At 72.4% G+C, this 18462-nt stretch carries 19 protein-coding genes; 14 read left to right on the top strand and 5 right to left on the bottom strand.

Annotated features, from left to right (window positions below):
- Positions 1-6 precede the first annotated feature (6 nt).
- Together cobF and G3T38_RS15075 are read left to right on the top strand one after the other, a co-directional pair.
- Complete coding sequence (gene cobF / locus G3T38_RS15070; RefSeq protein WP_163773142.1) at positions 7-777, top strand: precorrin-6A synthase (deacetylating); 771 nt, start codon at positions 7-9, stop codon at positions 775-777.
- A 3-nt stretch (positions 778-780) separates the two neighbouring features.
- Complete coding sequence (locus G3T38_RS15075) at positions 781-1428, top strand: DUF6226 family protein (RefSeq protein ID WP_163773143.1); 648 nt, start codon at positions 781-783, stop codon at positions 1426-1428.
- 247 nt (positions 1429-1675) lie between these two features.
- On the opposite strand, the gene G3T38_RS15080 is transcribed toward G3T38_RS15075, so the two are convergent.
- Entirely contained in the window at positions 1676-3034 is a 1359-nt protein-coding gene (locus G3T38_RS15080; protein ID WP_163773144.1) for a hypothetical protein, read from the bottom strand.
- A 130-nt stretch (positions 3035-3164) separates the two neighbouring features.
- On the opposite strand from G3T38_RS15080, the gene G3T38_RS15085 reads away from it, so the two are divergent.
- A complete protein-coding gene (locus G3T38_RS15085; RefSeq protein ID WP_163773145.1) occupies positions 3165-3803 on the top strand; it encodes an AAA family ATPase in 639 nt (212 codons plus the stop codon).
- A gap of 170 nt (positions 3804-3973) precedes the next feature.
- Here G3T38_RS15085 and G3T38_RS15095 read toward each other — a convergent pair whose 3' ends face one another.
- Positions 3974-4159 (bottom strand): CstA-like transporter-associated (seleno)protein, encoded by a 186-nt coding sequence (locus G3T38_RS15095; protein ID WP_206675893.1) that lies wholly within the window; start codon positions 4157-4159, stop codon positions 3974-3976.
- Positions 4156-6336, bottom strand: a complete 2181-nt coding sequence (locus tag G3T38_RS15100) for a carbon starvation CstA family protein (RefSeq protein ID WP_163773147.1) — start codon at positions 6334-6336, stop codon at positions 4156-4158. The genes G3T38_RS15095 and G3T38_RS15100 overlap by 4 nt, the downstream gene beginning before the upstream one ends.
- 82 nt (positions 6337-6418) lie before the next feature.
- Between G3T38_RS15100 and G3T38_RS15105 the strand changes: the two genes are divergently transcribed.
- Positions 6419-7042, top strand: a complete 624-nt coding sequence (locus G3T38_RS15105; protein ID WP_338037678.1) for an HAD family hydrolase — start codon at positions 6419-6421, stop codon at positions 7040-7042.
- 82 nt (positions 7043-7124) lie between these two features.
- A complete protein-coding gene (locus G3T38_RS15110) occupies positions 7125-7526 on the top strand; it encodes a cold shock domain-containing protein (protein WP_163773148.1) in 402 nt (133 codons plus the stop codon).
- Between the two features lie 30 nt (positions 7527-7556).
- Here G3T38_RS15110 and G3T38_RS15115 read toward each other — a convergent pair whose 3' ends face one another.
- Complete coding sequence (locus tag G3T38_RS15115) at positions 7557-9143, bottom strand: MFS transporter (protein ID WP_163773149.1); 1587 nt, start codon at positions 9141-9143, stop codon at positions 7557-7559.
- 158 nt (positions 9144-9301) lie between these two features.
- On the opposite strand from G3T38_RS15115, the gene G3T38_RS15120 reads away from it, so the two are divergent.
- Positions 9302-10144: a DUF3027 domain-containing protein gene (locus tag G3T38_RS15120; protein ID WP_338037679.1), complete on the top strand. Its 843-nt coding sequence runs from the start codon at positions 9302-9304 to the stop codon at positions 10142-10144.
- A gap of 7 nt (positions 10145-10151) precedes the next feature.
- Here the strand turns inward: G3T38_RS15120 and G3T38_RS15125 are convergent, their stop codons facing one another.
- Positions 10152-10484 carry a DUF2530 domain-containing protein gene (locus G3T38_RS15125; protein ID WP_194247581.1) on the bottom strand — a complete coding sequence of 111 codons (333 nt, stop codon included), beginning with the start codon at positions 10482-10484 and terminating at the stop codon, positions 10152-10154.
- 205 nt (positions 10485-10689) lie between these two features.
- Here G3T38_RS15125 and G3T38_RS15130 point away from each other — a divergent pair, with 205 nt between their 5' ends.
- The 8 genes from G3T38_RS15130 to G3T38_RS22295 all read left to right on the top strand — a co-directional run.
- Complete coding sequence (locus G3T38_RS15130) at positions 10690-11142, top strand: MarR family transcriptional regulator (RefSeq protein WP_163773151.1); 453 nt, start codon at positions 10690-10692, stop codon at positions 11140-11142.
- 50 nt (positions 11143-11192) lie between these two features.
- A complete protein-coding gene (locus G3T38_RS15135; RefSeq protein WP_163773152.1) occupies positions 11193-12605 on the top strand; it encodes an MFS transporter in 1413 nt (470 codons plus the stop codon).
- A gap of 26 nt (positions 12606-12631) precedes the next feature.
- Complete coding sequence (gene rpsL, locus G3T38_RS15140) at positions 12632-13006, top strand: 30S ribosomal protein S12 (protein WP_163773153.1); 375 nt, start codon at positions 12632-12634, stop codon at positions 13004-13006.
- The gene (gene rpsG / locus G3T38_RS15145) at positions 13006-13476 is read left to right on the top strand and encodes a 30S ribosomal protein S7 (protein ID WP_163773154.1); all 471 of its coding nucleotides are present in this window, start codon (positions 13006-13008) and stop codon (positions 13474-13476) included. The genes rpsL and rpsG overlap by 1 nt, the downstream gene beginning before the upstream one ends.
- A gap of 140 nt (positions 13477-13616) precedes the next feature.
- Entirely contained in the window at positions 13617-15680 is a 2064-nt protein-coding gene (fusA, locus tag G3T38_RS15150) for an elongation factor G (protein WP_174268072.1), read from the top strand.
- Positions 15681-15755: 75 nt separating this feature from the next.
- A complete protein-coding gene (gene tuf / locus G3T38_RS15155; RefSeq protein ID WP_163773156.1) occupies positions 15756-16949 on the top strand; it encodes an elongation factor Tu in 1194 nt (397 codons plus the stop codon).
- A 105-nt stretch (positions 16950-17054) separates the two neighbouring features.
- A complete protein-coding gene (gene trmB / locus G3T38_RS15160) occupies positions 17055-17795 on the top strand; it encodes a tRNA (guanine(46)-N(7))-methyltransferase TrmB (protein WP_163773157.1) in 741 nt (246 codons plus the stop codon).
- Positions 17796-17968: 173 nt separating this feature from the next.
- A partial coding sequence (locus G3T38_RS22295; protein ID WP_338037681.1) for a protease inhibitor I9 family protein occupies positions 17969-18462 on the top strand: 494 nt, incomplete at its 3' end.

Here is an 18462-nt window from a genome sequence, read left to right on the forward strand (position 1 = left end):
CCCGTCGTGAGCCAGCGCCGCCTCCACGTCGTCGGCCTCGGCTGCGGCGACCCCGCGCAGCTGACCGGCCAGGCGGTCGCGGCGCTGCGCGGGGCGGCCTACGCGCTCGCCCCGCGTAAGGACCGCGGCGCCGGCGACGACCCGCTCCTCGCCGTACGACGTGCCCTCCTCGCCGAGGTCGCCCCGGGTCTCGAGGTGGTCGAGGTCACCGACCCCGAGCGCGACCGGTCGGCGCGCGTCGCGGGTGACGCCGCGGCGTACCGGGGTGCGGTGGCGGACTGGCACGCGGCGCGGACCGCGGCGTACGAGCGGGTGCTCCTCGAGCGGCCCGGCGACGTGGCGCTGCTGGTGTGGGGCGACCCGGCGTTCTACGACTCGACGCTGCGGATCGTCGACGCGGTGCTGGCGCGGGGCGCGGTGACGGCGGAGGTCGTGGTGGTGCCGGGCATCTCGAGCCTGCAGCTGCTGGCCGCGGCCCACCGCATCGTGCTGCACGAGGTGGGCCAGCCGATCACCGTGACCACGGGGCGGCGGCTGCGCGAGGCGGTCGACGGCGGCGCCGACAACGTGCTCGTCATGCTCAACGCGTCGCTCGACCTGGCCGGGCTCGAGGACTGGACGATCTGGTGGGCGGCCAACCTGTCCGCGCCCAGCGAGCGGCTCGTCGCGGGACGGGTCGGCGACGTGCTCGGCGACGTGCTCGCGGCGCGCGCGGCGGCGAAGGCCGAGGCCGGGTGGGTCATGGACGCCTACCTGCTGCGGGCGCCGGGGGCCTGACGGGTGCGGGACGGACCGGAGAGACCGGCTGAGCTCGACGCGCTGCTGGCCGCCGTCGACGCCGTGCACGCGGCTGACGCGCGCTTCGCGACGTGGCCGGACCCGTGGGACGGCCCGCCGTCCGACGACGCCTACCGCCGGGTCACGGACCCGGAGCGCTACCGCACGGTCGGCGCGCGGGTCGAGGCGTGGTGCCGCGTGCTCGTGGAGGCGGGCCTCGGCGTGCGGGAGCCGGCGGTCGTGCCCTGGGGCTGGACGCCCACGAACGGGCCGGAGGACCTCATCCGGTTGCGACCCGCCGTCGACGGCGCGCTGCCGCTGCTGCTCGACGTCGGATCGACCGGCGTGCAGGGCGACAACGTCCGGATCGGGGTCGGTGAGCCGGCGGTGGAGGTGGCGATGGTCCCGCAGTGCGGCTGCGACGCCTGCGACGACGGGTCGGAGGAGCTGCTCGACGCGGTCGACCGTGTCGTCGGCTCGGTCGTGGCGGGCGTGCTGGTGCACGAGTCCGGCGACGGGTGGTCGAGGACGGTGACCCCCGAGGGGTGGTCCACGTCCAACGCCGACCGGGCTGACGCCGAGCGGGCGGAGGCCGAGCGCACCGGCCGTCGGCGGTGGCGGACCGTCGCCGGGTCCGCGTGGTGGAGCTGACCGGGACGAGCGGACCTCGCCGGTGACAGATCTGCGGAACGGATGCCGTCGGGAGGCCGCGAAAGGGGCACGAACGACGTCGGATCAGCCCCCGTCGCTGTCGTCCGTGACCCTTTCCGGGAGGGGCCTCGCACCACGCGTCGTTCAGGCCCCGGGGTCGTGGCGATCGAGCACAGATCTGCGGAACAGATGCCCACGGGAGGCACGCCGAACTGCGTTTGTTCCGCAGGACTCCGGGGCGGCGGCCTCAGCCCCAGCCAAGCTCGTCGGGTGGGTACCTCCAGGTGTTCCACGACGGCCCCACGGTGACGAGCAGCCCGTGGTCGGGCACGCGGCGTACCCGCCCCTCGACCTCCACCTCCGCGAGACCGGCGCGGACGCGGCAGACCTTGGCGCGGAAGTCGCGGGTCTCCGCGTTCAGCCAGTTGACCGTCTCCAGCCCGTCCGTGTGCCGGGTCGCGGGGTCGTCGAGACGCTCGCCCGCGGTGGCGGCGCCGATGTCCAGCGTGCGCCACCCGCGCTCGCCCGCCACGTGCACCGCGAGCACGAGGGTCTGCAGGTGGGTCGACTGCACGAGGAACACGTCGGCCCGGAGGTCGCCGTTCCGGTCGTTGAGGAGGTGGCGCGTGGTGGGGTACGGCGCGAGCGCGCCCATCTCCTCGTCGCGCACCCAGCGGCCGATGGCGTCGAGCAGGCCGTCGAACGCGTGGCCCTTGTTCTCGCGCTCGGCAATCCGGAACGGGGCCACCTGGCGTGGCTCCCGCAGGTCGTCGCCCGACGGGGGCGGCGCCGAGACGATCCGCAGCCGGTCGTCCGGATGCCGCGGATGCTCGGCCTCGAACCGCGCCTGCGCCTGACGCTGCAGCTCCGCCATCTCCTCGTCCGAGGGCATGGTGTCGTCACCGTCGTCGCTACGGGCGATCACGACCGAGACGAACGATCCGCTGACGTCGCCGGGCTCACCGTCGTCGACAACGTACGGAGCCATCTCAGCCACCGGGCCGTCGAGATCGATCAAGGAGGTCGGTGGCCGCCAGGGCGACTCCTCCGGACCCAGCGGTCGCACGACGGCGGGCTGACCGCCGCGCGCCTTGTGCCAGTACGCCGCGTCCTCGGTCGTCGTCCGGAGGATCGCGTCGGGGCCGGGTGGAGCGGGCCAGAGCTCGAGGAGGTAGCTGTCCCGCACTCCCTCACCCACGAAGTCCCGGGCGGCGTCCCGCCCGCGGGCGGAGACTCGCAACCGGTAGTGCCCCGGAGCGATGTCGAGCGGTCCGCTGTCGTCGTACCCCCACGAGGTCCAATGCGGTGCGGGCTCGTCGAGCGGCAGCACGGGCACCTCCGTCGACACCTCGACGACGTCCTCCCACTCGGGCTCGGGATCGGCTGGTGCGTTGTCGCGGGCGACGATGCGCACGCGGGCCTCGTCGGGCAGGCAAGACGCGAGCGTCAGGTAGACCCGCCCCGGCCAGCCCGCCCCGACGAGGCCGTTGGCCTGGCCCCCGAACATGACGTCGTCGTCGAACTCGTCCATCGCGGCGGGATCCCACACGAGGTCGAGCTGTCCATAGCTGGTGCACAGCACCCGGTCCAGCAGCACCCGTTCCATGGCGTCATCCCAGCACCTCGCCGGTCCGCGGCGCAGCACTTCACAGCACACCCCGACGCCCGTCTCAGCGGACCTGAAGGATCACCCGGCACCGTCGAGGGCACCCGACCCCGCCGACCGAGGAGCCCCGATGACGTCGTTCCCCGTCCCGCCCGACCCCGCCCCACGCCCGGCCGACCACAGCGACCACAGCGACCTCGTCGTCGTCGGCGGTGTGCCGGGCGCCGGCAAGTCCACGGTGATCGCGAGCGTCGCCCAGGCCCCCGGGGTGGCGGCGCTCGATCCAGACCAGCTCCGCGCTCCGGTGGCGAGGCGTTGGCCGGCGGTGCCGCCGCGGGCGTACCGCTGGGCGATCCACACCGTCCACACGGTCCTCGTGTGGGCGGCGGTCCTCGCGGGGCCGCGCCTGCTCCGGCACTGGCCGGGCCGTGCGGCCCGCGTCCTGCTGCTCCACGAGACCGCGACCCGCCACACCCGTCGCCGTCTGCTCCTCCGTGCTGCCGTACGACGCGGCTGGCGCCCCACCCTGCTCCTCGTCGACGCCACCCGCGACGAGGCGATCGCCGGGCAGCAGGCCCGCGGGAGGGTGGTGCACCCGCTGGCGTTCGACCGGCACTGGACGCGGTGGACCGACCTGCGGTCCGCACAGATCCTCCGTCAGCTGGACGGTGCGGAGGAGCCGTGGGACACCCGCCTCGTCCCGCGGGGCTTCGCGGTGCCGGTGCTCGTCGCCGCCGTCGGCGTCGGAGCGCTCACCGCCGCCGCTTGACAGAGTCGTGGGGGGGGGGGGGGGGGGGCGGGGGGGCGGGGGGGGGGGGGGGGGGCGGCGGGGGGGGGGGGGGCCCCCCCCCCCCCCCCCCCCCCCCCCCCCCCCCCCCCCCCCCCCCCCCCCCCCCCCCCCCCCCCCCCCCCCCCACGACTCGGACCAGGGCCAGGAGGTCAGCAGCACCGCCCCTGCGCTGAGTGCTCGCGCAGGTGGTCGCGGTGCCGCTCGAACTCGCGCCGCGACATCGGCGAGGTGCCGTCGGCGGCGCAGGCCGCGACGTACGCGTCCCAGCGGGACTCGCCGCTGAACTCCCGGAGGTACCAGCGCACCCCGGCCACGGCGCGACGCAGTGCGGTCACGACCGCGTCCCCGCGGTCGTCGAGCGCTCCGCCTCCCACGCGGCGAGCTCGGCCTTCTCCTCCTTCGTCGCCACGAAGTCGGCGGGCGCGACGATCTCGGACGGGACCGCAGGCACCTCGGTGGTCGGCAGCGAGCCCGCGCGCACCGCCTTCACCCAGATGAGGACCGCGTTGGCGACGATGACGATCACCAGCAGGGCGAAGGTTGCCTGCAGCACGCCGTTCGTCGTGGAGTTGCGGATGATGACGTCCATCTGGTCGGCGTTCGTCGCCGCCCCGCGCAGCTCCCCGGCGTCGCGGGCGGTGCGCGTCGCGTCGGCCTGCGCGAAATACCCGATGGCCGGGTTGTCCGAGAAGACCTTCTGGTACGACGCGGTCATCGTCACCACGAGGTCCCAGGCCAGCGGGATGCCGGGCACCCAGACCCACTTCAGCCAGCCGTGCTTGAGGAAGAGGGTCACGCACAGGGTGAGGGCGATGGCCGCCAGCAGCTGGTTGGCGATGCCGAACAGCGGGAACAGCTGGTTGATGCCGCCGAGCGGGTCGGTGACGCCGACGTACAGCATGTAGCCCCAGCAGGCGACGACCACGGCCGAGGCGCCCCAGGCGGCCGGCTTCCACGACGTGTCGCCGAACTTGGGCCAGACGTTGCCGATGGTGTCCTGCAGCATGAAGCGGCCCACGCGCGTGCCGGCGTCGACCGCGGTCAGGATGAAGAGGGCCTCGAACATGATCGCGAAGTGGTACCAGAACGCCGCGAGCCCGCCGCCGAACGCGGTGTCGAAGATCTGCGAGATGCCGAACGCCAGCGTGGGTGCGCCGCCCGTGCGGGAGATCAGCTCCTCCTCGACGGAGGCGGCCGCCGCGTTGAGCGCGTCCGGCGTGATGGAGAAGCCCAGCGTCGCCACGAACTCCGAGGCCGACGCGGCGTCGCCGCCGGTCGCACCGACGGGGGAGTTCATCGCGAAGTAGAGGCCCGGGTCGATGACGCACGCGGCGATGAGCGCGGAGATCGCCACGAACGACTCCATGAGCATGCCGCCGTAGCCGATCATCTTGACCTGTCGCTCCTTGGCGACGAGCTTCGGCGTCGTGCCCGACGAGATGAGGGCGTGGAACCCCGACAGCGCGCCGCAGGCGATGGTGATGAAGAGGAAGGGGAAGAGCTTGCCGGCGAAGACCGGGCCCTCGCCCGACGACGCGAACGGCGTCACGGCGTCGGTCGACAGCACCGGGTTCGCCAGCACGAGGCCGACGGCCAGCAGGATGATGACGCCGACCTTCATGAACGTCGACAGGTAGTCGCGGGGCGTCAGCAGCATCCACACCGGGAGGATCGAGGCGACGAAGCCGTAGCCGACGAGCAGCAGCGTCAACGTCTCCTTGTCGAGCGTCAGCGCCTCGCCGAGGCCCCACGTCTCGACGTACCCGCCGCCGATGATCGCGAGCAGCAGCAGCACGACGCCGATGCCCGTCGTCTCGAGCACCCGCCCGGGTCGCAGGTAGCGCAGGTAGAAGCCCATGAACAGCGCGATCGGGATCGTCAGGCCGATGGAGAAGACGCCCCAGGGCGACTCGGCGAGCGCGTTGACCACGACCAGCGACAGCACCGCCAGGATGATGATCATGATGGCGAACACGGCGATGAGCGCCGCGGTGCCGCCGACGACGCCGATCTCCTCGCGGATCATCTGGCCGAGGCTCTTGCCGTCGCGCCGCATCGAGAAGAACAGCACGACCATGTCCTGCACGGCGCCGGCGAAGATGACGCCGACGATGATCCAGATCGTGCCGGGCAGGTAGCCCATCTGCGCCGCCAGCACGGGGCCGACCAGGGGGCCGGCTCCGGCGATCGCCGCGAAGTGGTGGCCGAAGAGCACGCGGCGGTCGGTGACCTCGAAGTCGGCGCCGTTCTCGAGCCGTTCCGCGGGGGTGGCCCGGCGGTCGTCGAGCTTCAGCACCTTGCGCCCGATGAAGCGCGCGTAGAAGCGGTAGGCGATCGCGTAGGAGGCCAGCGCCGCGAAGAGGATCCAGAGCGCGGAGACCTCCTCGTCACGGCTGAGGGCGAGCACCGTCCAGCAGGCGGCACCGACGACGGCGACGAGCACCCAGACGGCGATGCTCGCGGGTGAGGGACGGGACGAGCGGGATGGAGGGGCGGCGGTCGACGTCGACATGGGCACTCCCGAGGGGCCGGTGGAGGGGACAGAGCACGCTACCCCGTCCGCGGCGGCGGGGGAGCGTCCCTAGGCTGGCGGCGTGGCTGCTCCTCTCGTCGTCGGGTTCGACCTCGACATGACGCTCATCGACACCGTCCCCGGCTTCGCCGCGACCCTGGAGGCACTGGGGGCCGAGCTGGGTGTCGCGCTCCCGATCGCCGAGCTCACCGAGAGGCTCGGTCCGCCGCTCGACGCGCTCCTCGGCCCCTACGTGCCGGCCGACCGGCTCGCCGAGGCGGGCGACCGCTTCCGGGCGCTCTACCCCGAGCTCGCCGTCACCAGCGTCCCCGCCCTGCCCGGCGCGCACGAGGCGCTCGCCGCCGTGCGGCGGCACGGCGGCCGCATCCTGCTCGTCACCGGCAAGTACGCGCCGAACGCGCAGCGCCACGTCGACCACCTCGGCCTCGACGTCGACCACCTGGAGGGCTGGGTCTGGGGCGTCCTCAAGGGCGAGGCGCTCCGCGAGCACGGGGCGCAGGTGTACGTCGGCGACCACGTCCACGACGTCGAGGGTGCCCACGCGGCGGGCGTCACCAGCGTGTCCGTGCTGACGGGCGGCTGCGACGAGGCCGAGCTGCGGGCCGCCGGCACCGACGTGGTGCTCCCCGACCTGCGGGCGTTCCCCGCCTGGTTGGACGAGCACGTCCTCGCGCTCACCGGATAGGCTCGGTCCTGCGGCCGGGCTGGTGTGCCCGGCTGCTGTGCGTCCCGGGCGTTCCCGGGGGACTCGAGAGGGGTGGAGGACGGTGCCGACCGGCAAGGTGAAGTGGTACGACGCGGCGAAGGGCTTCGGGTTCCTGTCGACCGACGCCGGGCAGGACGTCCACGTCCGCGCCGAGGCGCTGCCGGACGGCGTCACCACGTTGAAGGCCGGCACCCGCGTCGAGTTCGGCATCGCGCAGGGGCGCCGCGGCGACCAGGCGCTGCAGGTGCGCCTGCTCGACGCCCCGGCCTCGGTGTCGCGGAACGTCGCCCGTGCCGCCCGCAAGAAGCCCGACGAGATGACGACGATCGTCGAGGACCTCATCACGCTGCTGGACCGCGTCGGCGAGACCTACCGCCACGGCCGCCACCCCGACGCGCGCACCGCCGCCCCGACGGCGAAGCTGCTGCGCGCGCTCGCCGACGAGCTCGACCGCAGCGCCTGACCGCCGCTCACGCAGCCGTACGACGCGGGCTCAGCGCGCGTCGTACGGCTGGGTCGGCACGTCGGTCTCGTACGGCGCGGTCGGCGCCGCCCGGGGAGCCGGGTCCGGGGCCGGGGCCGGTGCGGGGGCCGGAGCGGGGGCCGGTGCCGGTGCCGGTGCCGGGGCCTTGCGGCGGCTCGACGCGTCGCGGGCGCGGGTGCCGAGCACGAAGACCGCCCAGGCGACGAGCACCGCGGCGGCGATCCACAGCCCGAGGTTGCCGGGGTCGAGGGGCACGGCGATGCCCACGAAGCCGCCGATCACCCACGCGAACTGGAGCATCGTGTCGGAGCGGGCCAGCGCGCTGGTGCGCACCCGCTCGTGCACGTCGTGCTGGATGGTCGAGTCGAGGGAGAGCTTCGACAGCGACTGCGCGAGGCCTGCGGTGAGGCCGAGCAGCGCGAGCGTCAGCACGCCGTAGAACAGTGCGGCCGTCGTCGCCATCGCCGCCGCGGCGACCAGGGCGAGCACCACGGTGATGGCCGGGTTCACCTTCTTCAGCATCGACGCCAGGGCGATGCCCAGGGTGTTGCCGAGGCCGGCGGCTCCCACGACGAGCGCGAAGAGCACCTCGGTGCGCCACCCCTCGAAGGGGTTCGTCGTCAGCAGAAACGCCATGAACATGGTGAGGAAGCCCGACAGCCACCGCGGTCCGCAGTTCGCGCGCAGCGCGAAGGCGACCGAGGCGGGCATCCGCAGCGCGGCACGCCGGCGGTTCCCCGGGTCCTTGGCCATGCTCTGCGCCGAGTCGTCGGTCCGCAGCGAGAGGCGGGTCTCGCCCGCGTCGGAGTCCACCCGCGCCGGGAGCAGGATCGCCAGCACCGTCGCGATGATGAAGACGACGAACGCGTAGCGGAGCGACCACTCCGCGCCGGCCAACGACGCCAGACCGGCGAAGGGTGCCGAGACGGCGGCACCGACGACGCCCGCCAACGACACCCGTCCGTTCGACTTCACGAGGGTCAGCCCCGTGGGCACGAGCCGGGGGACGGCGGCGTTGCGGGCCACGCCGTAGGCCTTCGACGAGACGAGCACGCCGAGCGCCGCCGCGAAGAGCCACGTCGACTCGGTCGCCACCGCTCCGGCGAGCACCCAGCAGAGGAAGGCGCGGATCGCCATCGTGCCGCCGATGGCCCAGCGGCGACCGTGGCTGAAGCGGTCGAGGAACGGTCCGATCAGCGGCGCCACGATCGCGAACGGGAGCATGGTGAGCCCGAGGAACAGGGCGACCTGGCCGCGGGCCTCCCCGGTGGGGACCTGGAAGAACAGAGTGCCCGCCAGCGAGATGGCGACCGCCGCGTCGCCGGCGGCGTTGACGGCGTGCAGCTCGATGAGCCGCGAGAGCCCGCTGTCGCCGGCGCCCTCCGCGTGGGAGGCCCGCCGCGCCTGGAGGAACGTGAAGCGCCCGAACCGCCCGGTGGCCCGCGCCACGACCGCGACCCCGTGCCCGGTCGCCTTGGCCGTCCGGGCGGCGATCTCCGCGGGCCGCGCGGTCTCGCCCGCGCCGCTGCCGTCGGGAGGAGGCGGGGGGAGCTGCTCGGGACCGGGCTGGGGCTGGTCGCCGTACGGCGTGCTCATGGCGGGGCCCTCCTCGTCAGGACCGTCGGACCGCCCCGGGGGGAGGGTCGCGCCGGGATGCGGGTGCTGGCGCTCCATCCTGCCACCTGCTCGGGTGGGGCAGCCGGTCCTGCGGCCCCGCCGGGACACGGCCCGGCGGGATGCGTCATGATCGGACCGTGAGCACGACCGCACCCGCGCACGCCCAGGAGCACGAGCCGTCCCACGAGCCCGCCCGCTCGCGGTCGGTGGACGGTGCGCTCGCTCGCGCCGTCGAGGTCGCCCGCGCGGCCCTGCTCGAGCAGGTCCCGGCGTCCGACGTGGGGGACCACCTGGAGGCGGTCCCCGAGGGCGACCGGGTCGTCACCCACTCCTTCGCCTGCCGTCGGGCGGGCTACCGCGGCTGGCGCTGGTCGGTGACCATCGCGCGCGCGTCCCGCCAGCGCACGGCCACCGTCGACGAGGTCGTGCTCCTCCCCGGCGACGAGGCCATCGTGGCGCCCGCGTGGGTGCCCTGGAACGAGCGGGTGCGCCCCGGCGACCTCACTCCCGGCGTGCTCCTGCCGGTGGACGAGGACGACCCGCGTCTCGTGCCCACCTACTCGTTCGGCGACGACGTGGACGAGACCCTCGACGCCACCCTCGACGACGACGACCGCGCCCAGGTGCGGCGCGTCGCCAAGGAGCTGGGTCTCGGCCGCGTCCGCACGCTCTCGGTGGAGGGGCGCGACCTGGCGGCGGAGCGCTGGTACGAGGGCGACGGTGGGCCGCACGCCCCCATCGCGAAGTCCGCGCCCGACGCCTGCACCTCGTGCGGGTTCCTCGTGCGCCTCGCGGGCCCGCTGTCGACGATGTTCGGCGTCTGCGCCAACGGCAACGCCAACGACGACGGCCGCGTGGTCTCCCTCGACCACGGGTGCGGCGCCCACTCCGAGGTGCAGATCGCGCGCAAGAACCTCCCGGCGCCGCTGCCGGACCCGGTGGTCGACGAGCTGACGCTCGACGACCTCGAGCGCTTCTGAGCCCCGCTCAGTCGCCGACGGACGCGGGCCCCGCGTCCGTGTCGGCCACGGCGGGGTCGACCCCGCCGGCGTCCACGCGCGTGCGGCGCCGCCGTCGGCAGTACTCCAGGCCGAGCAGGCCCAGGCCCAGGCCGGTGAGGCACGTCCACAGCACCCAGACGTCGTCGGACTCGGCGAGCCGGGAGTAGAAGGGGAGCAGGCCGACGAAGGCCAGGCCCCACAGTGCGCAACCGACCTGCACGGTCCACACGCCGTCGACGTCGAGCGGCTCGACGTCGGCCACGATGTAGGTGCGCCGCCCGATCTCGTGCTGGGCCGGCTGGTCGTCGCGCAGTTCCACGTCCGCCAGCGTAGGACATGGGCGACGCCCCGCCGGCGGGAGCACCGACCACGTCGCCACCCGCAGGACGTCATGCGCGGCGGCGGCCCGGAGCGCCGGACCGCATGACGTCCCGGTACGGCGCGGGTTCCGGATCCGCCACCTGCACAGCGCCGGGCGACCGACGAGGAATAGTTGCCCAAGGTAATGAGTTAGGCTCATCGTCATGCCACCCACCATCCAACGTGTCGCGCGCACCGACGCGGGTCTCGCCGCCGAGCTCCGCGTCGCGGTGATGCGTCTGCGCCGCCGGCTCGCCAACGAGCGGGAGCCGGGCAACGACCTCGGCATCGGGGTCATGGCCGTGCTGGGCTGCCTGCACCGCAACGGGGAGCTGAGCGTCGGCGAGCTCGCCGCCTTCGAGCGGGTCCAACCGCCCTCGATGACCCGCGCGGTCCGCAAGCTCGAGGAGAAGGGGTACGTCGCGCGCCGGTCCCACGAGACCGACGGCCGCCTGGTGCTCGTCTCCCTGACCGACGAGGGGCGGGCGCTCGTGCTCGCCGACCGCCGCCGCCGCGACGAGTGGCTGGCGAGCCGGCTGCGTGCCCTGACCCCCGAGGAGCGCGCCACGCTGCGCGCCGCCGCCCCGATCCTCGACCGCCTGGCCGCCGAGGACTGACCACCACGAACGCCGCCGTCCCCACCGACCCTGCGAGGAGCCCCCACCGAGTGAGCCCGACCTTCCGTTCCCTGCGCAACCCGAACTACCGCCTGTACGCCGCCGGCGGCATCGTCTCCAACACCGGCACCTGGATGCAGCGGATCGCGCAGGACTGGTTGGTGCTCGCCGTGGCGGCGAACGGTGCCACGGCCCTCGGCATCACGACGGCGCTGCAGTTCCTGCCGATCCTGCTGCTGTCGCCGTACGCCGGCGTGGTCGCCGACCGCTTCCCCAAGCGCCGGCTGCTGCAGGTCACCCAGGTCATGATGGCGGCGCCGTCGCTCGTGCTCGGCGTGCTCGCGGTGACGGGCGCGGTCGAGGTGTGGCACGTCTACCTGCTGGCGTTCGTCTTCGGCATCGGCACGGCGTTCGACGCCCCGGCCCGCCAGTCCTTCGTCAGCGAGATCGTGGACGAGGACGACCTCACCAACGCCGTCGGCCTCAACTCGGCGTCGTTCAACGCCGCCCGCCTCGTCGGGCCCGCGCTCGCCGGCGTGCTGATCGCGGCCCTGGGCGGGGGAGTGGAAGGCACGGGCTGGGTCATCCTCGTCAACGCGCTCACCTACCTGCCGGTGGTGGCGGTGCTGCAGCGCCTCGACGTCGCCGCGCTGCACAGCCCGGAGCGCACGCCGCGCGGTCCGGGCGCGGTGCGCGAGGGGCTCCGCTACGTGCGCCGCCGGCCCGACCTCATGCTCGTGCTGGCCGTCGTGTTCTTCGCGGGCACGTTCGGGCTCAACTTCTCCATCACCTCGGCCCTCATGGTCACGGAGGTCTACGGGCGGGACTCGGCCGCCTACGGCATCGTGGGCTCGGCCGTCGCGGTGGGCTCGCTGTCCGGAGCGCTGCTGGCCGCCAGCCGCACGACGGTCCGGCTGCGGCTCGTGGTGGGTGCGGCGCTGGTGTTCGGCACCACCGTCATCCTCTCGGGCCTGCTCCCGACGTACTGGACCTACGTCGTCTTCGCCCCGGTCGTCGGCCTGACCGCGCTCACCATGATCACCGCGGCCAACGCCCGCATGCAGATCGCCACGGACGCCCCGCTGCGCGGCCGCGTCATGGCCCTCTACATGATGATCTTCATGGGGGGCACGCCCCTGGGTGCGCCCGTCATCGGGTGGATCGGGAGCGAGTACGGCGCGCGTTGGACCCTCGTTGTCGGAGGATCCGCGACGGTCCTCGGCGTGCTGCTCTCGTTGGCGCTGCTGGGGCACCTCCAGGGGGCCTGGGGACGCGTTTTGACCCCTCTCCGGCGAGCCGGTAGCCTCGGTCCTCGTGTCTGGGACGACCAGGCCGTCCAGCGTGCCGTGAACTCACCCGACACGCCCGACCGCGGGGGCGACTCCGCGAGGGGACGGCTCGGTGACGCCGGGCGACGCACCACCACGCATCACCGTCGTGCCCGGCAGAGTGTCGGGCACTGAGAGCGAACAAGAGAGGGAACCACCAGGTGCCCACCATTCAGCAGTTGGTCCGCAAGGGCCGCCAGGACAAGGTGTCGAAGAACAAGACGCCTGCCCTGAAGGGATCGCCCCAGCGACGCGGTGTGTGCACCCGCGTCTACACCACGACCCCCAAGAAGCCGAACTCCGCGCTGCGCAAGGTCGCGCGTGTGCGTCTGAGCTCGCAGGTCGAGGTCACCGCCTACATCCCCGGTGAGGGCCACAACCTCCAGGAGCACTCGATCGTGCTCGTCCGTGGTGGTCGTGTGAAGGACCTCCCGGGTGTCCGCTACAAGGTCATCCGTGGTGCGCTCGACACCCAGGCCGTCAAGAACCGCAAGCAGGCGCGCAGCCGCTACGGCGCGAAGAAGGAGAAGGGCTGATGCCGCGCAAGGGTCCCGCCCCGAAGCGTCCGATCGACGTCGACCCGGTCTACGGGTCGCCCCTCGTCTCGCAGCTCGTGAGCAAGGTGCTCATCGACGGCAAGAAGCAGGTCGCCCAGCGCATCGTCTACAGCGCCCTCGAGGGTGCGCGTGAGAAGACCGGCACCGACCCGGTCGTCACGCTGAAGCGTGCGCTCGACAACGTGAAGCCGGCCATCGAGGTCAAGTCCCGCCGCGTCGGCGGTGCGACCTACCAGGTGCCGATCGAGGTCAAGCCGGGCCGCAGCACGACGCTGGCCCTGCGCTGGCTCGTGGGCTACGCGAAGGACCGTCGCGAGAAGACGATGTCCGAGCGCCTCATGAACGAGATCCTCGACGCGAGCAACGGCCTCGGTGCCGCTGTGAAGAAGCGCGAGGACACGCACAAGATGGCCGAGTCCAACAAGGCCTTCGCGCACTACCGCTGGTGATCGAGCGTCGGCGCCCCGGTCCGCCGGGGCGCCGACGCCCACCAACGCCCTGCACCATCCAGCCCACACTTCGTTAGGAACTGACTTCAGTGGCTGTCGACATCACCACGGACCTCACCAAGGTCCGCAACATCGGCATCATGGCGCACATCGACGCCGGCAAGACCACCACCACCGAGCGGATCCTGTTCTACACCGGCATCAGCTACAAGATCGGTGAGGTCCACGACGGCGCCGCCACGATGGACTGGATGGAGCAGGAGCAGGAGCGCGGCATCACGATCACGTCGGCCGCGACGACCTGCTGGTGGAAGGACCACCAGATCAACATCATCGACACCCCGGGCCACGTGGACTTCACGGTCGAGGTCGAGCGCTCGCTGCGCGTCCTCGACGGTGCGGTCGCGGTGTTCGACGGCGTCGCCGGTGTCGAGCCCCAGTCCATGACCGTGTGGCGCCAAGCGAACAAGTACTCGGTGCCCCGCATGTGCTTCGTCAACAAGCTCGACCGCACGGGTGCGGACTTCTTCCGCTGCGTCGACATGATCGTCGAGCGCCTCAACTCGACCCCGCTGGTCCTGCAGATCCCGATCGGCGCGGAGTCCGACTTCCTCGGTGTCGTCGACCTCGTCGGCATGCGCGCGCTCACGTGGCGCGGCGAGACCACGATCGGTGAGGACTACACCGTCGAGGAGATCCCCGCCGAGCTGGCCGACCAGGCCGCCGAGTGGCGCGAGAAGCTGGTCGAGACGCTGGCCGAGGCCGACGACGAGATCATGGAGCGGTACCTCGAGGAGGGCGACGTCTTCGGCGTCGAGGAGCTCGAGACCGCGATCCGCCGCGCCACGCTCGCCGACAAGCTCAACCCGGTGCTCACCGGCACGGCGTTCAAGAACAAGGGCGTGCAGCCCCTGCTCGACGCGGTCATCAAGTACCTGCCGTCGCCGCTCGACATCGACGCGATCGAGGGCCACAAGCCCGGCGACGAGGACACCGCGATCCTGCGCAAGCCGGCCGACAGCGAGCCCTTCGCCGGCCTGGCGTTCAAGATCGCCTCCGACCCGCACCTCGGCAAGCTGACCTTCGTGCGCGTCTACTCGGGCAAGCTCGAGGCCGGCGCGACCGTGATCAACTCGGTCAAGGGCCGCAAGGAGCGGATCGGCAAGGTCTACCAGATGCACGCCAACAAGCGTGAGGAGATCGCGTCGGTCGGCGCCGGCCAGATCGTGGCCGTCATGGGCCTCAAGGACACGACGACGGGCGAGACCCTGTCCGACCCGTCCAACCAGGTCGTGCTCGAGTCGATGACGTTCCCGGCCCCGGTGATCGAGGTCGCCATCGAGCCGAAGACGAAGAGCGACCAGGAGAAGCTGGGCGTCGCCATCCAGCGTCTGTCGGAGGAGGACCCCACCTTCACCGTCAAGACGGACGAGGAGACCGGCCAGACGATCATCGCCGGCATGGGCGAGCTCCACCTCGACGTGCTCGTCGACCGCATGAAGCGCGAGTTCCGCGTCGAGGCGACCGTCGGCAAGCCGCAGGTGGCCTACCGCGAGACCATCCGCCGCAAGGTCGCGAACCACAGCTACACCCACAAGAAGCAGACCGGTGGTTCGGGCCAGTTCGCGAAGGTCGTCATCTCGATCGAGCCCAACATCGACCCCGAGACGGGCACCGGTGCGGGCTACGAGTTCGCGAACAACGTCAGCGGCGGTCGCGTGCCCCGCGAGTACATCCCCTCGGTCGACCAGGGTGCGCAGGAGGCCATGCAGTTCGGCGTCCTGGCCGGCTACCCGATGGTCGACGTGAAGATGTCGCTCGAGGACGGCGCCTACCACGACGTCGACTCGTCCGAGCTCGCGTTCAAGATCGCCGGCATCCAGGCGTTCAAGGAGGCCGCGCGGCAGGCCAAGCCCGTGCTGCTCGAGCCCGTGTTCGCCGTCGAGGTGACGACCCCGGACACGTTCCTGGGCACCGTCATCGGCGACATCAACTCGCGTCGTGGTCAGATCCAGACGCAGGAGGAGCGTCACGGCGACATGGTCGTGACGGCCCTCGTCCCGCTCTCCGAGATGTTCGGGTACGTTGGCGACCTGAGGTCCAAGACCTCCGGGCAGGCGTCGTACTCGATGGAGTTCGACTCGTACGCCGAGGTTCCCACGAACGTCGCCGACGAGATCATCAAGAAGGTCCGGGGCGAGTAGTCCTCAGCCCGGATCCTCGGCACACCGCAGCACCATCCACGAGTCAAGTAACAACCACACCAGGAGGAGCCCCCAGTGGCTAAGGCGAAGTTCGAGCGGACCAAGCCGCACGTCAACATCGGCACCATCGGTCACATCGACCACGGCAAGACGACGCTGACCGCGGCCATCACGAAGGTCCTGCACGACAAGCACCCGGACCTCAACGCGGCTTCGGCGTTCGACGAGATCGACAAGGCTCCCGAGGAGCGCCAGCGCGGCATCACGATCTCGATCGCCCACGTCGAGTACCAGACCGAGGCGCGCCACTACGCGCACGTCGACTGCCCCGGTCACGCCGACTACATCAAGAACATGATCACGGGTGCGGCGCAGATGGACGGCGCGATCCTGGTCGTGGCGGCGACGGACGGCCCGATGCCGCAGACGCGTGAGCACGTGCTGCTCGCCCGCCAGGTCGGCGTCCCCGCCCTGGTCGTGGCGCTCAACAAGTGCGACATGGTCGACGACGAGGAGCTCATCGAGCTCGTCGAGATGGAGGTGCGCGAGCTCCTCTCCGAGTACGAGTTCCCGGGCGACGACATCCCCGTGGTCCGCGTGGCGGCCTTCCCGGCGCTGCAGGGCGACGCCAAGTGGGGCGAGTCGATCATGGAGCTCATGGACGCGGTCGACGAGGCCATCCCGACGCCGGAGCGCGAGACGGACAAGCCGTTCCTCATGCCCGTCGAGGACGTCTTCACGATCACCGGTCGCGGCACCGTCATCACGGGTCGCATCGAGCGCGGCATCGTGAAGGTCGGTGAGGAGGTCGAGATCGTCGGCATCCGCGAGACCTCGCAGAAGTCGACCGTCACTGGCGTCGAGATGTTCCGCAAGCTGCTCGACGAGGGCCAGGCGGGCGAGAACGTCGGCCTGCTCCTCCGCGGCACGAAGCGCGAGGACGTCGAGCGCGGCATGGTCGTGATCAAGCCGGGCACGACGACCCCGCACACGAACTTCGAGGCGTCGGTCTACATCCTCTCCAAGGAGGAGGGCGGCCGTCACACGCCGTTCTTCAACAACTACCGCCCGCAGTTCTACTTCCGCACCACGGACGTCACCGGCGTCGTCACGCTGCCCGAGGGCACCGAGATGGTCATGCCCGGCGACAACACCGAGATGGCCGTCGAGCTGATCCAGCCCATCGCCATGGACGAGGGCCTGCGCTTCGCCATCCGCGAGGGTGGCCGCACCGTGGGCGCCGGTCGCGTCACCAAGATCACCAAGTGACCTCACGGTGATCACCGCCGTCTCCTGACGGCACCTGCACCACAGCGAGGCCCCGCTCCCACCAGGGAGCGGGGCCTTCGCCGTCCCGACCTCCGGAGGACCTGCATGACCGGCGCCGAGCCGCACCTGCCGCCCGCGCGGCCCCACCTCAAGACGACGCCCGACGGGCGCCGTCTGCGCGAGGTGCTCACCTACTCCCGTCGCGGCAGCCGGTTCACCCCGAGCCAGCAGGAGTCGTGGGACGCCCACCACGAGGCCTGGGTGATCCCCGACGACGCCGTGGACGGCGAGTTCCGGCTCGACGACTGGTTCGGGCGCGGGCCGGCCGACCGTGACGGGCTGATCATCGAGATCGGCTCCGGGATCGGCGAGGCGACGGCGGCCCTCGCGGCGGCCCGCCCGACGTACGACGTGCTCGCCCTCGAGGTGTGGCGGCCCGGCGTCGCCCACAGCCTCGGCCTGGTGGCCGCGGCCGGCGCCGCCAACGTGCGGTTCTGCAGCGTCGACGCCGTGTGGTTCCTGGAGCACGTCGTCGCCCCGGGCGCGCTCACGGAGGTGTGGACGTTCTTCCCCGACCCGTGGCCGAAGACCCGCCACCACAAGCGTCGACTCGTGACGCCGCCGCACGCGGCGCTCGTGGCGTCCCGCCTCGCGCCGGGCGGCACGTGGCGCCTCGCGACCGACTGGGCCGAGTACGCCGAGCAGATGCAGGAGGTGCTCGACGCCGAGCCCGCCCTCGTCGGCGGCCGGGTGGAGCGCTGGGCCGACCGTCCGGTGACGAAGTTCGAGCGCAAGGGCCTGGCGGTCGGGCGCGACATCGCCGACCTCGCCTACCGACGCCGCTGACCTGGGGGCGACGTCCTCCCGTCAAAAGTGGAAGGTGCCGGGAGGGTTCCCCCGGTCCGGCTCCTCGTGCCAGCCTCCTGGCAGTGACCTGCTCGGAGGTCACCCGCTGTCCAATCTCGGGACGGTGCCGAACGACGGTCGCCTCGAGCGGCCGCAGGGAGGATCGAGGACACATGCGCACCACCACGCGCGCCACGCTGGCGGGCATCCTGGCGGCCACCGCCACCGGAGCCGCCGGAGCACTGGCCGCGGCCCCCGCGGGGGCTGCCACGACGACGGGCGACGAGGTCGCCCCGCTCTACCTGGCCGAGGGCGACGCCATCGCCGGCCGCTACATCGTCATGCTGGAGGACGGCGCCTCGACGGCCGGTGCCCAGCGCACCGCTGCCGCCACCGGCGGCGACGTCGTCGCGACGTACGACGAGCTGGGCGGCTACGTCGCCGACCTGACCGCCACGGAGCTGGCGGCCGTGCGCAACGACCCGTCGGTCGCGCTCGTGCAGCAGGACGGCATCGTGACGACCGCCGACCTCGGCGCGGCGGCGACGCAGACCGGTGCGACCTGGGGTCTGGACCGGATCGACCAGCCGGACCTGCCGTTGGACGGGAGCTACACCTACGACGCGACGGGTGCCGGGGTGACGGCGTACGTCATCGACACCGGTAT

Source organism: Nocardioides zeae (assembly GCF_010686755.1).
Classification (GTDB): domain Bacteria; phylum Actinomycetota; class Actinomycetes; order Propionibacteriales; family Nocardioidaceae; genus Nocardioides; species Nocardioides zeae.